The sequence below is a fragment of the Aequorivita antarctica genome, assembly GCF_007997155.1.
In the GTDB taxonomy this organism is placed as follows: domain Bacteria; phylum Bacteroidota; class Bacteroidia; order Flavobacteriales; family Flavobacteriaceae; genus Aequorivita; species Aequorivita antarctica.
On sequence record NZ_VORT01000004.1, the window covers coordinates 174,285 to 189,770 of the forward strand.

10 protein-coding genes are annotated in these 15,486 nt (G+C 35.5%); 5 read left to right on the forward strand and 5 right to left on the reverse strand.

The genetic code is table 11. The features are described 5' to 3' along the window. Positions 1-5: 5 nt before the first annotated feature. From ESU54_RS07320 to ESU54_RS07330, 3 genes are read right to left on the reverse strand one after another with little or no spacing between them, the layout of a single operon-like run. Positions 6-2,597: an alpha/beta hydrolase family protein gene (locus ESU54_RS07320; RefSeq protein ID WP_111844615.1), complete on the reverse strand. Its 2,592-nt coding sequence runs from the start codon at positions 2,595-2,597 to the stop codon at positions 6-8. Positions 2,598-2,608: 11 nt separating this feature from the next. Further along, a complete protein-coding gene (locus tag ESU54_RS07325) occupies positions 2,609-4,000 on the reverse strand; it encodes a RagB/SusD family nutrient uptake outer membrane protein (RefSeq protein ID WP_111844616.1) in 1,392 nt (463 codons plus the stop codon). Positions 4,001-4,015: 15 nt separating this feature from the next. Continuing rightward, complete coding sequence (locus ESU54_RS07330) at positions 4,016-7,000, reverse strand: SusC/RagA family TonB-linked outer membrane protein (RefSeq protein ID WP_111844617.1); 2,985 nt, start codon at positions 6,998-7,000, stop codon at positions 4,016-4,018. A 565-nt stretch (positions 7,001-7,565) separates the two neighbouring features. On the opposite strand from ESU54_RS07330, the gene ESU54_RS07335 reads away from it, so the two are divergent. From ESU54_RS07335 to ESU54_RS07355, 5 genes are all read left to right on the forward strand, one after another. Beyond that, a complete protein-coding gene (locus ESU54_RS07335) occupies positions 7,566-7,826 on the forward strand; it encodes a helix-turn-helix domain-containing protein (protein ID WP_111844717.1) in 261 nt (86 codons plus the stop codon). 78 nt (positions 7,827-7,904) lie between these two features. Next, positions 7,905-8,555: an EndoU domain-containing protein gene (locus tag ESU54_RS07340; protein ID WP_111844618.1), complete on the forward strand. Its 651-nt coding sequence runs from the start codon at positions 7,905-7,907 to the stop codon at positions 8,553-8,555. A 228-nt stretch (positions 8,556-8,783) separates the two neighbouring features. Further along, positions 8,784-10,472, forward strand: coding sequence for a DUF262 domain-containing protein (locus ESU54_RS07345; protein ID WP_111844619.1), 1,689 nt, complete (start codon positions 8,784-8,786; stop codon positions 10,470-10,472). A 342-nt stretch (positions 10,473-10,814) separates the two neighbouring features. Beyond that, a complete protein-coding gene (locus tag ESU54_RS07350; RefSeq protein WP_111844620.1) occupies positions 10,815-11,429 on the forward strand; it encodes a hypothetical protein in 615 nt (204 codons plus the stop codon). 301 nt (positions 11,430-11,730) lie between these two features. Further along, entirely contained in the window at positions 11,731-12,393 is a 663-nt protein-coding gene (locus ESU54_RS07355; RefSeq protein ID WP_111844621.1) for a hypothetical protein, read from the forward strand. Between the two features lie 168 nt (positions 12,394-12,561). Here the strand turns inward: ESU54_RS07355 and ESU54_RS07360 are convergent, their stop codons facing one another. Beyond that, the gene (locus ESU54_RS07360; protein WP_111844622.1) at positions 12,562-14,235 is read right to left on the reverse strand and encodes an RNA-binding domain-containing protein; all 1,674 of its coding nucleotides are present in this window, start codon (positions 14,233-14,235) and stop codon (positions 12,562-12,564) included. 261 nt (positions 14,236-14,496) lie between these two features. Beyond that, a complete protein-coding gene (locus ESU54_RS07365) occupies positions 14,497-15,198 on the reverse strand; it encodes a hypothetical protein (protein ID WP_111844623.1) in 702 nt (233 codons plus the stop codon). Between the last annotated feature and the right edge of the window lie 288 nt (positions 15,199-15,486).

Consider the following 15,486-nt stretch of genomic DNA (forward strand, 5'->3'; position numbering starts at 1 on the left):
TTTTTTCATTCTTTTAAATATGTTTCCATCCACTGATAGATTGTACTGGTTAAATGTATTTGGTTTTCCTTTTTTAATAGTGTATGAGCCTCGTCCTCATATAACAGTAACTCTGCTTCCTTTCCCAATCTCTTTAAAGCTAAAAACATGTTCACACTTTGGTTCCAATTAATATTTGTATCCATCTTCCCGGTCCAAAGCAATAGGGGTGTGGTTATTCGCTCTACATTGGTAAGAGGGGAATTCGCATAATAATTCTCTTTCATCCTATAAAAGGAATCTCCCATTCGAAATTGTTGGTTTTCAATTCGCCACATTTGCGTAAGGCTCCATTCCCAATTAACATCATGATAATAGTTGACAAAATCTGTAACAGGAGCTCCTGTTACGGCAGCCGCAAACAAATCGGTCTGGGTTACAATGAATGCTGTTTCATATCCACCAAAAGAGTGCCCTATCAGTCCAATCCTCCTTTTATCAATCTTTTCCTTTTTAAGAACCTCCGTAACGGCGGCGGTAACAGAATTGAATGCTGAAATTCCCGGATTTCCAATAGCGTACGAAATATCGGGTAATAGCACAAAGTAATCATTCAAAATAAAATTCATTAAATTAAAGCCAACATCCATAAAATCCGATGGGGGCTCGAACTTGTTTATATTACGGGACTCCCTTTCATATATTTTGACAATCAATGGATATTTTTTCTGGGGATTGTAGTTGGCGGGGTATATTAAACAACCACGCAATCCGGTTCCATCGCTTAGTGTGTAATCTATAAATTCTGAATTGCCCAAATCATATTGCAGTAATTCTTTGTTTGTTTGATATATGAGGTGTGATTTCTTTTTCTTTAAATCAAAACTATTTATGGTAATTGGCTGATCAAAGCGTTGTTGTCTATAAAATATTTTTCCTGCGGAGGCGTCGATAAATGTTTGGTCCATTTTTCCTTCAACCCAAAAAAGGGGCTTAACTTCCTGATTATCCTTCCATATTGCAATGCCGCTTTTATAGGTTTCATTATCAAAAACGGTTAATGCTATTCCATTAGTCAAACTGTAAACTTGAGTTGGAAATATAGGATTTATCTCGAGGGAATTTTTAAAATCCTGTGCCTGATTTTTTAGTATTCTGTATGTCTTATTTGTTTCCCGACCTTTGGTTATTCTTTTTTTACTTTTTCCGTCCGAACTCATTAACCAAATGTCAAATTCGTCGTAAAAAATCATTCTTTCGCTATTTTTCAACCATCCAGGATTCCCCCATGGAGAATTGTTTTCCGTATTTTCAAAGTGTTCCTCTAAGTCACTGGTGAGGTTGAGAGTGCGCCCATTGAAGCTGGTATAAAGCCACCAATCATTATTTTTAAAATAAGATATATATTGTCCATTTGGGGAGATAACCACGAAATTATTATTCATATATTGGTCTTTGGAGACCAAAGTCGTATCGCCTGTTTGAATATTTTTCCAGAACAAATCCACATTCGAATAAAACTTATATAAGGGTTCATACTTCAATTGATCGTAAACCAGAGCAAACTCATGGTCTTTATCCAAAGCAGATGAGGGAAGTTTTTCTGTTTCAATAGGCGAGACTTTTCCGTTAACGGGAAACCATGCGCTCAATAAATAATTTGCCTCATTTTCACGATACATTTGCATTCTGGGTTCGATCCATGGATCAGTCGACTTCCATTTTTGGACGTTCGCATCCAATTCTTTGTATGGCGGGTCGGTTTTTTTTATATAAAAAAGAACTTTACTATCATTATCTGTAATGTAGCATTTTCTTGTACTGAGGGTATAACCAGGATAATTTTCTAAAATGGTTTTTTCACTTAATACTTTCAAGTTATCTTCAACCAAGTTGTAGTGATATAAATTAATAATACCTTCCTGGGTACTTTGAAATATTAGGGAATTTCCGGAAGCGCTTATATCTAAATTTTCAATAGATCCAGAACTTTCAATAAGTAACTTCTCATTGTGGAGGTTAATAGCATCGTGTTGAATCAATTGAGTGTTTTCTGGTTTTTTTATCACCATAAAAAGTTGATTTTTTATGGGATGCCATCTAAAGGTTTCAAGATTGGAAAAATGCTCTATTCCTTCGTTGCTTAGGTTTAATAACAGTAATTCCTTGTCCTGTGCTCCAGTTTGTTGGATCATTGCCAAATAAGTTCCGTCACTGGAAAAATTATAGGATAGTATATTGGAATATCTTTTTTCCTGAATTTTTTTTAAATTGATAAGTAGTAATTTATTCCTCTTGGTTATACCGGCAAACCACTCATTATTCAAGGAAAAATTTAAATAATCACTATCTGGAAGCTTAAACTTTTTGGATCCATTAGAAGCCATTACCCATAAACATTGTTCGTTTTCAGAAAAGAATTCTGAAAAGGCGACCCATTCCCCATTATTGGATATACTTTGAATACTGGTCCCCTTGCTCCACTGTGAATTAAGTTCAGGCGAATATTGAAGTCTTTGGGATACCTGTGCTCCTACAGCTTCAATAAACATTATTGAAAGGAACGTTGGTATTAAAAGGACCATTTCAATTTTATAGCCTAGTCTGTTTAAATTCATAATTATTGATTTTAATACCCGGGGTTTTGTACAAGATTTGGGTTCATTAACAGCTCATTCTCTGGAATCGGCAATAATAAATCCGTTGGCTTCCAACCCGGTTTTATGGGCGAGAGGACTTCATTGGTAAGGTCAAATCTTTTAAGATCAAACCATCTGTGACCGAACTCAGAAAAGAGTTCATGGTAACGTTCTAAAATAATGGAATCCATAATTCCATTTTCGGTGGTCCCTTCAAAATCCATTAAACCGGCCCTGTTGCGAACGTGGTTGAGGTCTTCCAATGCGCCGGAAAAGTTACCAAGTTTCAACCGTGCCTCGGCGCGTATTAAATATTGTTCCGCTAGTCGTAAAACCACAGAATATTCAATGCTTGTGCCTGTATTGGCTTCAATCTTATACTTGTTTGGGTAATACCATGTCTGGTTTCCGTCTGTAACAATACCAATCCAATTTTCCTTTCTTAGATCATTAGGTTCCATGCTCTCATATATTTTTGGGTTTAACGATACCAAAGGAGGAGGGCCGGACTCAAAAAGGAATATGGAAGCTTCCTGGCTATTTTCCCCTTCCGATTTTGGCTTAAACTGAAGTATGGCAGAGGTGCTTTCCCTTAAAAATACATTCGCAACTTCTATATCCAAATCGAATAATGTGGTATTGCTGATTAATGATGTTGCTTCCAAAGCTGCCAATTCCCATTGTTCTCTATATAAATGAATTCTTGCGAGTAGGGCGGCCACAACAAATTCGTTGGCACGGACACGTTCGCCTGAAATATAATTTGTAGGTAATATCGCTTTGGCCTCTATTAAATCGTTGACTATGCTGTCATAAACTTTTGAAGCGGACATTCGGGAAAGAATACTGTTTGTCTTATAGTCCGTGGTCGTGGCATACGGTATATCGCCAAAAAGCTGTACCAGATAAAAATAGGTCAATCCCCTGATAAAAAGTGTCTCCCCGCGTAGTTGCTCCTTGGTTTCAAGGCTAAGCTTATCAGATTTATCCAGACTTTCCAGAATGGCATTTCCCGAATGAATCAGCGAATATGAACCATTCCATATTCCTTCAATTATTGGATCATCAGAAAAGACATAATGCTGATATAAACTGTTCATTGGCTCCACTCCCAATCCATAGAAGTCCAATTCGTCTGAATAAACACCCATTAGGGCGCCGAGACCTTGGGTATTGCCTGTTAGTAATACTTCATCCCTCAATTTTGCATAAAGGGAGGTAACAGCGGCAGTAGCCGTAATTTCATCCTCAAAAACTTCGGGAGTGTTTATTTGGCCGAAGGGTTCATTTACTTCTAAAAAATCCTCACATCCCAGTAAAAAGAGCGGGAAAATAAGCAGGTAAATAAATTTCTTGTTAACTTGTTTGAATATAGTTTTCATTGGTCTCTTTTTTAATTATAAATAAAATTGTGCCCCAAAAGTGATTCTCCGAAGGGGCGGAATAAAACTCTTAAGCTGTTCGGGATCCCCACCTTCAAAATTGGTAAAGGTTAGCAGATTGAGACCCTGCAGGAAAATGCGACAGGCAGCTCCGCTGTTCTTATTGACCGTCAATTTATAGGCAAGTTCCAAGGAGCGTAGCCTAAGGAAGGAAGCATCAGATATCACTCCGTTACTTTGTATAAACTGTGAATATGCCAAATATGCCTCAGGGTTTTCTCCCGTGGTAAATCGCTGCATGGCCGCTTGGTCTCCTGGCTTTTGCCACCGATCCAAAACGCTTACGCTTTGATTTGATAAGGTGCCTGGAGGGGAAGTGAAACGGTATTGGTTGTACCCTTTTTTCTTGGCGAACTGGAAGAGAAAATTCAATGACCATTCTTTATATTGCAAGGTATTCGAAAGCCCGCCATAGAATTTTGGGGTCAGATCTACAGCGTACTGTTTGTCCTTATCACTACTTATAACCCCATCGCCATCAAAATCTGTAAATTCGAAAATTCCAGTTTCTGGGTCAACTCCTTGTAATTCATAGAGCTTCACCATATTTAATGGTTCTCCGATAACATACCTATTAACGTAGGTTGAGTTTTCTAGGCCCGGAAATTTGAGTAGTTTGTTGCGTGGCAATGAAAAATTGATGGAACTGGACCATGAAAAATTGTCCCTATGCCCAATTATTGCATTCAGTTCAAATTCAAATCCTGAGTTTTCAACCACGGCATCCAGGTTGGATTGAATACTAGTGAAACCTGTGGTGCCCGGTAAGGAATAATTTACCAATTGATTGGACGAACGGTTATTGTAATAGGCTGCAGAAAAATTGATTTTGCCTTCCCACAAGCCCATCTCTATGGCTACCTCGCGTTTTAGAATCTTTTCCCATTTAAAGTTTGGATTGTAAAGGCGTGCAGGTAACAACCCTATATTGCCATCATACGGATAATCTTGAAGGCTGTAGGTCTGGAGATATTGATAATCACCTATTTGGTCGTTTCCCGCAATACCGTAACTGCCCCTCAGTTTTCCAAAGTTTATCCATTGTATTTCCTTTCCTTCAGTAAAAATCCACGCGGCGCCAAAAGCACCAAAATTGCCATATTTATTATTGGGGCCGAATCGGCTGGAACCATCACGTCTGCCTGTGGCATTTAGATACAGTCTTTTATTATAATTGTAATTGATTCTCCCAAAAATGGAATGGTACTTATAATTGGTTTTATTTTCATCCAACACTATCAAAGTACCGGCGGCGCTCATATTATTTATGAATTGATTGGTCGGAAAACCTATTCCAATAATGCTGCCCTGCTCAGTGTTGCTTTCCTGAAAAGTCGTCCCAATTAAAATATCCCATTCACTCATAATACCAGATTTATTCCACCTCAGTTGGGGTTCGCTTATCCAGTAAGTTCGTGTCCCGTCACTCGTGGTTAGCATGGATGCACCACTGTCCAGTCCATAGGCGGGATCAAAAGTAGTATGGGGGGTTGTGGTTACTCCGTTTAAATGGGATAATCCATAGCCCACATTCACTTTAAATTCTAAATTTTTTAAGAATGCATAGGAGGCGACCGTATTTGATATGAGATTATTGGAACTCTCAGTGTATATACTTTCTGCACTTGCCAATGGATTGGTCCATGTGCTGCTCTCCCAATTAAGATTTCCTTCGTCGTCATAAAGGGTAGGAGCATTGGGGGAAAGACTCAGGGCATCAGAAGAAAAGTCCCTGTTCGGTAAAAAATTCTTTTCCAAGGCATATGCGGCCGTGAACACTATATTAAACCGCTCATTTTTGCTTTGATGGTTTAAATTAGTGTTTACTGTAATTCGATCATAATTATAATCTGCGGGAAATATGGTGGTCTCTTCCTGGTATTGACCACTGAGTAGGAACTGGGTATTGGAAGATCCTCCGGAAACCTGTGCCATTAGTTTACGGGTATTGGCTGTGCCGCCTATAAGTTCCTCTTGCCAGTCGGTATAGCGATCCATATCCCATGTGCCGTTTACATCGTAAGCCGTAGCGGGATATTCCGTGATTTCGTCATTGGCAAAAGCTTCCCGCCGCATTTCTAAATATTGCTCGGTATTCAGAAGTTTTGCTTTTCTATTGATATGGGCTATACCCGTGCTGCTGCTCACTATCATTTTGGTTTTTCCCTCCTTACCTTTTTTGGTAGTGATAAGTACAACACCATTTGCTCCACGGGAGCCATAAATAGCGGTAGCATCTGCATCCTTGAGAATTTCAATGGACTCAATGCTCTCTGGATTAATGGCATTTAAGGGACTCACATCAGCACCAGGGATAACTCCTCCCGAGGTATTGCGAGAACCCAGACTTTGGGTATCATAAGGCACCCCATCAATAATATAGAGCGGTTCATTCCCGGCCATCAAACTGTTTTGGCCACGAATGCGCACTTTAAATCCTCCTCCCGGCACCCCGGAATTTTGGACTATATCTACTCCTGTAACCCTTCCCTGTAAGGCCTCAAGAGGATTATTGATAGGCTGTTTGTCGATTTCAGCAGCGGTTACACGCCCTATACTTCCTGTGCGTTCTTTGTCTGTCGTGGCATAATACCCGGCATTAATAACCACCGCGTCCAAAGCAGTTGCATCAGGTAGCATAGTAACATTCAAAATACTGCCACTGCCCACGGCAACTTCCTGTACCTTATACCCCAAATAGCTGAAAACAAGCGTATCTGTACTCTTGGCGGTTAAGGCATACTGCCCATCCATATCGCTTTGGGTGCCGTGGGAGGTGTTTTTTACCATAATATTTACCCCGGCCAAAGGCCCGTTGGCATCTGTAACAATGCCTGAGATAGGAGGGGAGCCGTTTTGTGAGGTTAGTGTAGTGCTTAATGCCCAAAGAAGGGCAAAAGATAAGGGTAGGACATAGTAGCCCCTGTACTTATTTTTCATAATTTTGCATCAGTTAAGTTTGAATTTATTTTAACTTCTGGCCTGCTCCAACGGTCTGCAAAAACTAGGAGCGGGTCATTTTTTTTGTACTGAGACGAATGTCAGGTCGAACACTGTTCCAGTGTCCGGTCGAGTGCAGTCGAGACCTCCTTAGAAGTTCAAACCACTCAATACCAACTACTCAATTCTCAATACTAAATACAATTGCAAAAATTCATAAACAAAACCGAAAAAACGCTTTAAAAGAAAGTTGAGGAGAAAAAACCGACCAAGCCCCATACAAAAGGGCGCGGAACTCAACTTACCGACTTGGGGTACTGGTATACCTGACAACGATAAGAGAGCCCACGCCCGGGTCGTGAGCAATCTGCTTATCATCTCGTTGTCTAAAAATTACCAGTTTTCAAGTCGAGATTCAAAGCGAAAGCTTCTAATGTTTTGCTCTTAGAAGAATCGCAAATTTATATTATAAAAACAAATATAGTAAAAATAATTTAATCATGGTGATATATCACCATGATATTATTCATTGGATTTGCAAAATTGTTTTCCAAAGTTAAAAGTTATGGATAGTAAAGAGGTTTTGGAAATTTACATGAAAGAGTTTGCTCAGCATTTAAGCAGATTAAGAGAGCAGAAATTTAAAACGATGGATAATATAGCTACTAATTCTTCATATGACGCTAGTAACTATAATAAATATGAAAAAGGTAAAGGGAATCCAACTTTAGAAACCATATTAAAGATTGCTAGTCTACTTGAAATACCACCGAAGGAACTTTTTAATTTTGATTTTGATATAAGAAAACACAGGATAAAAATGTGATACAGAGTGTTCCGATTTTCCTTAGAGGATGGGTTTAGGTTACCTTTATATAAAACCCTAAGATTTTTTAATTAAAACATGGAATACAAATATTTTATTGGCAAAAATCGAAATTTTGGTTCCCAAGATTTACAAACAGATAAACATATCTTTAAAACTGCTGGCGAATATCCACCCATAGGTGTGGGTGGTGATTTTGAAGGGCCTTTTAAAAGTGTCCATGAATTAACCGAAAAATCAAACTTTTATTCTGACCTTAAAAAACAAAATCCGCGGACTGCAAGTAAACTACTTTACCCAAAGCATATTAGAGATGTTGAAAACTTCCTTTTAATACCTAAGGGAAAATCCTACAATAAGGAATTGTTTAAAACAATACAACACGCCTTAAAACCAGACTTCAAAAATGGACAAGTGCTAGGACTCCATTTTTATAATCTAAAAGACACTAAAATTCTAGAAATTTACCAAACAAATAGTAAAGGTGTAGTTCGGGCTAAAATACTAAAGCAAGATTTTAAAACTAAAGAGTGGTATCAAAAAGAAACCACATTATTTCCTCTCCACTGGCATATTGGTAATTTGTTTGATGAATTGGATATAGCGTTTCTATATCGATTTTTAATTGCAGAAACAAAAAATAAATATGGGTCAGTAACCCCTAGTGGAATAAAAGTTATTTTCGTTATTGTAAATGGAATAGGTAAAACGGTATATCCGATAATTTAAGAGCTAAATTTCATTGTCTTATCGAAAGATTTAATTGATTATATTTGATAATCTCCCCAGTTAATTAAGCCCCCTTTACGGTTTTCCGTAATGTGTGGGTTTGAGTTTGTTTTATATTTGGTAAAATTATACAAAGATATTTTTAATAACTTGGGCATTGCCAAAGCTGTTGAAGGGATAAACCCAATAAAGGAAGAAGTATAAATAAGTTGGCAATAATTAAAAAAAATGGAGAGAACTGAAAATCTTTTAAATGCTAATACAATTTCATTCGGAGATATAATATCTGGAGATAATGTTTACCAAGTGCCTTTATTTCAAAGAGATTATTCTTGGAAAGAAGATAACTGGGATGACCTATGGTTAGATATTAATAATGCAATATCCTCAAACACACGGCATTACATGGGCTCTATAGTCCTAATTAGAAAGAGCAAAAAAAATCTAGAGATTATTGATGGACAGCAAAGATTAACAACACTCAGTATATTGGCACTTAGTTGTATTCGTTTTATAAATGAGTTAATTGAATCAGGAATAGATAAGGAAGAAAACGAAGAACGTAAAGACATTTTAATGCGCAAATTTGTGGGGTTTAAATCTGCAAAATCTTTAATGTTTTCGCCCAAACTACAGCTTAATAAATTAAACAATCCAATTTATACTTCCTATTTAATTCAATTTCATAGGGTTCCCAATGTTTCAAAATTAGTCAAAACCAATAAAGCTTTAGTTGAGGCCTATGAATATTTTTATAAACTAATAAAAGAAGATATATATAAGCAAGGTTCAACTGATGAGCTGATTGATTTTATTGAATTTGTTGGAGATAATTTACAGTTTATCCAAATAACAGTTGTTGACGAATTAAATGCATACTTGGTCTTTGAAACTCTTAACGACAGGGGAATACCACTTACAGTTACTGACTTATTTAAAAACTATCTATTTTCACGGGTTGATGAAAATGACCACCATCACATAAAGAATAAATGGGATAGCATTTTAAAGTTTATAAATTACAAAGACTTTTCTAATTTTTTAAGATATTATTGGATTTCGAGAAATAAATTAATTACAGAAAAAGAGCTTTTTAAAGCAATTAAACGATCGGTAACCAATCAGCAAGAAGTTATAAATATTATTTCAGATTTAGAATTACACGCTGAAGTATTCAACGCATTATCTGAACCAACCGATGATTTATGGAAAGGTAATCAAGATGTAATTAAATATTTAACAGAACTTCAAATATTTGGTATAAAACAACCATTTGCATTGTTATTAGCTGCGTATGAAAAATTTGAAATTAACGATTTTGCGAAAGTCGTTAAAATATGCTCTATTATTTCATTTAGATATTCTGTTATTTCGGGTTTAAGAACAAATGTTTTGGAACAAGTTTATAGTAGAGCCGCAAATAATATCATAAGTGGCAAAAGCGCCAACCCTACAAGTGTTTTTAAAGACGTTAGTCAATTATATGTAAATGATGAAATTTTTACAAATCAATTTACACTTAAATCAATTAAAACAAGTTCCAAAAATAGATTAGCAAGATACATCGTTTATGCAATAGAAAATAAAATGGGAAATAGTTCATATCAATTTGATAATGATTCTGGAACTGTTGAACATATTCTACCCGAAAATCCATCTGATGATTGGAATAATGCTTTTGTAAAGGATACACAATTAGAATTTATATTTAGAATTGGGAATTACGCAATTCTAGAAAAAAAGCTTAATAAAGAATGTGAGAATAAATCTATAGAACATAAAATACCTTTTTTCAAAAAATCAAAATACTTACTATCTAATGAATTTGAATATGAAGAATGGAACCCAAATAGGCTGAAACAAAGACAGGCGAAAATGGCCAAAATAGCAAAGCAGGTATGGAGACTTGATTACTGAAAACTATGGGCAATACCTAAACATTCGTGTGGTCGGAACGATCCAACATGAATTCAGTGATGACTGAACCGTTGTTTGTCGGTCAGCCTTATGAGGAATGGTCTGGTTTAAATATTTAGGTGTTGGTTTTCCCTCTAAGGCGCTTTTGGAAAATGTGTCTATTTATTGCGTTTGCAATTTAATAAGCTGGCGTTAACTCAATTAAATTTTATATACTCGCCAATTTAAAAGTCAATCATGCCATAAGTTTTTTTGTGGTTTTGTGGGTAGCTTTACGTTAATATTATAAAATTGCAAAGCATACACGGTTTGAATACCATCAATATAGCAAAATAGCACCAGATGAAAACAAATTTAGAGATTGTTTTTTTCCATGAAGTTGGGCATTTAGTAGCACAGCAATTAAACTCAAAATTGTTTGGAACTGGGGAGGTTGAAGAAATTTTATTAATTGAATATAATATTTCAGGTGTTCAAAATTTCTTAGGAAAAACAATTTCTAAAGTGCCGCAGGGTAAATCTCAGAATACTCCTTTAATTAATTTACCAGAAAAAATAGCTGAACTAATATATGGCTGTTATTTTCAATCATTGTATTTAAATCAGGAGTTAAATAAGTGCTTTGACTGTTATAATCAATTTGTGAAAGGTAAACAAGATTGTGATGATTTAGTCGCTGCTTTAACAATGTTTAAAGTACCAATAGAAACTCGGAAGAGATTATATCCATATTTGCTAGTTGAATATTTCGAGTTTCTCCAATCGCATAAAAACGACTTTAAAGAAGTATTACAAGAAAACCCAAAGAATTTTTTGTTTTTCACTACTGATGGTTATAGAGTTGATATTGGTGAACTACAGATTAAGCTACAGAAATTCTTTATTGATCATGAGAAAACATATAAGAACTTTGTACAGGAAATTAAAAGAATTTTAGATTGGAAGAATATTTATTGACTTCTTGCTTATAATACACTTTTTTAATGAATTGGAAAATTTTTTTGTTTTATTTATTGGCCTTACGTTCTCAAATTAGAATTATTATATTTGGTATTCTCCCCCGATTTAAAAGCCCATCCTTATGGTTTTCCGTAATGGGTGGGTTTGTTTTATTTTTGTAAACTTTGTGAAGGAAAATTTTATAAACTTTTCCTTCGCCAAACATATAATGTATATATGCTGGTAAAGTTGGGAATATAAAACAGTTAGTGGCAAGGCTGCCAAACCTAACTACAGACGAAATAAAATTGACAAGAATATGAAATTTACCGACAAAAAAAATCCAGAAACCATATTGACTGAACTTGAAAATTTTCATCCTCAATTTATTCAAAGCTCTCAACGAATTATGGAAGCAGGAAACTCTAAACTTTTTACTCTTGATTTTTTGGCATTGTCTGTTAACAATAGAGCAATTTCTTTAATAAATAGCTACGTCACATTAGTCAAATCTAAAAACTATTTGACAGCAGTTTCTCTTATTAGACTTCAACTTGATAATGCACTAAGATTTTTTGCTTCAACTCTTGTGGAAAATTCAAATGAATTTGCTATGCACTTTATTGACGGAAAACCAATTAAAGATTACGAGGATATAAATGGTAAAAAATTAAGTGATAATTATTTAGCAAAAAAGTTAGATGTCTATTTTAATGGAACTCAAAAATTGTATAATGACACTTGTGGCTACATACATTTAAGCGATAAGCATTTCTTCCCGACAGTTTCAAAAAAGAAAAGAGAAGATTTAAAATTTGGAATACAAATAGGAAGTTCAGATAATTTTAGAATGGATGATAAATTTAAATTTACAAATACAATGCTAGAAGTTTCAAAACTTGTTTTAATAGTAGTCGAACAATGGAAGCACGAAAAAATTAAGTTAAGTGAAATTCACGACAAACAAAATGTACTAAAATGAAAAAATAACCTAAAGAAAAACAAAAAGAAATTTTTAAGAAACAATACAAAATTGCCCCTTTCTGGCGCGGGCGTCTCACCAGTGCCTTCCGCGCTGTCTCGTCCAATATAAGGTTGTATTATAGCCTATCCAAAACCTAGGATCGCATAAATAGCTCAATAGTGCCGATTACTTATCATTGCCAATAATCGCAAGAAGTATTTGGCCTTTGAGGGTTAGTATGTATTGTTGGTCTTGGTGGGTAGGGGTGTTAGGGATAGTCATTGTTATCCATCCTAACTTTAATAGTGGGTCTAAATATTTTGCTCTATTGGTACTGTGGTTTGAGAGTCCTAGCTTCTCCATTAATTCCACCCTTTTAATAGGCCGTTGTACAGCTTTAAGTGTAGCAATGACTTTTTCGTGAACTTCAGTATTAACTACAGCAAGAGCTTGGTCATTAGCTTGGTCACTAAGTTGGGATATTTGTATTGTTATATCTTGTGGTATACTATTATCATTAGGTTTAGCTTGGTCATTAGCTTGGTCATTAAGTTGATCTATAAAGTGACTAAGCTCACTAATATTATTAAAAGAAATCTTTGTATTACTAGTTACAAACAATGGATTAATGTGTAGCACTGTGAGGAAATAAGTACTTTGTTCATCCGTTTCAAATATAGGCTCAGGAGAACCATTTAACTGCATTGCGTTACGAATGGTAGGAAAACCTGTTCCTCTTCCTTCTGTGAGATGAAGTTCCTTTAAAAAGTCGCCGATACGCCTATTGCGATAATCTCTAGCCACTATATTTTTATTCTCCTTAAGAATCTGTGCGTTCACTGGAGGCACTGGTCCAGGAAAGCTAAGTATTTCAATTCTATCAACATGGACTTGGATTTCTATGGGTTTGGCGAGCTCGTAGCCTTTATGGTAAATAGCATTTGCCAATGCTTCCTCTATTGCATCAAAAGGATAATTATAGACTCTTTGTGCTTCTGCTTTCCCTTTAATCTTTGTAACAGATTCTTTTATAACATAGGTATTTAAATAGGCCAAAGCATTCGTTAATTGTCTATTTAAAGAGCCTTTAAAATACTTTTCTTGAAATTGCTTTCCATCTTCATCTTCTCTTATTACAAGTTCGATCCAAGAACGATTCATAAAGTTCTCTGGATTTTTTGAAAAAAACAATAGACCGACATTAGTAGGCCTTAAGAATTCCTCAGGACCTTTAGCTATTTGCATGCGTAAGCATAATTCACTAAAGGATAATGAAGTAGATTCGTTGAACAGCTCACTTCCTATTTCATTTAAATAGGCTTGGATGAGACCCAAGTTTAAATCTGTAAGTTTAGCTGTATGATGGATGCGGTCATCAAAAGGAATACGGGCAGTGAGCTCCTGCAATTGTCTTAATTGGTCACCTTTGGCAATGATACTATTTGAAGTTTGACGAACGTAGTAATGTCTTTGTGCACCTTTTCCCTGCGTACTAGGCGCTGTATAGGGTCTATTGTCACCCGCTGGGCACCAAATAACTAAAATATGTTTTTCTTGAAATTTATAAGGCTGTACAAGCGGAAAATAATTGGGCTGAAGTTGATGGGCCAATTGTACTATTTCCTTTTGAATTTTATCTAGGCTAGCTATGGATAATCCTTGTGGGGGTAAAACTGCTATTCCATCCTTTTCCTCAACTCCAACAATAATATAGCCTCCACCCCAATTATGAAGGTCATTTGCAAAGGCGCAAATGGTATGGACTATTTCTTCCGGATTCCATCCTTTTTTAAATTCCAATCGCTCCCATTCAATAGAATGCCCATGGAGAAGTACATCTAGATTAATTGGTAATGCCATAACGCTAGTATTTTGAATAGATAAAAATAGTCCAATTATGAACCGAAACAAATATAGATAAACTAGTTCTAGAGAAGTTCATTTGAAATTTTTTTCCAGTACTAAAAAAAATATGAAACATCTAAATTTTAAATTTTAGGAAACCTGAAATTATTATATTTGAAATTCTCCCCAGTTAAAATGCACGCTGTTACGGTTTTCCGTAATTGGTGGGTTTGAGTTTGATTTATATTCTGAGGAAACTTGAGTGCATAGTACGAATTAAAGGTTAGAATGCGCGACATTGGCTCTTATAGGGTTTAAATAATCCTCCGATTCATAATCCTCAATGAGTTCATCTGCCTTATTGAGTTCATTCTTTAGTTCATAAACCTCTTGCATCATCGCACCATCTTTTTCGTTATCAGGGTAAACAGCATGCTCGGGATGTAGTGAAATTATTTCTTTGACTGGTTTTGGTTTTTCGAGAATATTTACATCGAATGGAGGTTTTGGGGCTGTAAAGGAAAAATAAAGCGTGATTATTATGGATGCAAAAGCCAAAAAAGCGGAAATGCCCAATGACCAATAGGCAATTTTGATAGCTTGGGTTGAAGAATGTTGAGCCTTTTGAGCCTGTTCTCTTGATTCCTTCAGTTCTAAATAATCGAGATAATGTTTTACGGTTTTGCCCTTTAAAAAGTAAGTTTTATTCGAAAAATCCCTATAGGCTTGTAAATTTTCTTTATCTGGAAGATCCTTTATTAATACATTATAATATCTTTTCATTACTACAGACCCTTGAATAGGCATTAAGGGGGCATCAAAATTTTCAATAAACCATTTTATAAAAGTATATTCTCTTCGACCTTCTATGGGGGCTAATGTTTTTGACTGTAATAACTTTTTTAATTCTTTATAAGTAATACCTTCATTGTGGGAATAACCTATCTCCATTGCCTGAATGTAGATATTTGTTTCCATCTCAAATTTATTTAGCTAGTCTAAAATAATCAAAATTTAGGAGAGCGTTGTTTGATTACATTCCTATAAATCTCTACCCCCTGAATATCCTTATGAGGCAATTCGGCATATCCTTTTCAACGCAATTAGCCTCCGTAATTAAACTCTCTTGAAGCTATATGCTAACGCGAAGTTATTTATCGAAGAAGAGAGTTTAATTACGGAAGGTATTGATAAAAAGACAAAAAAAAATGTCGCTAGTGTAAATTGTGCGTTTTTCTCAATGAAAAGTCAGATATGGATACCAAA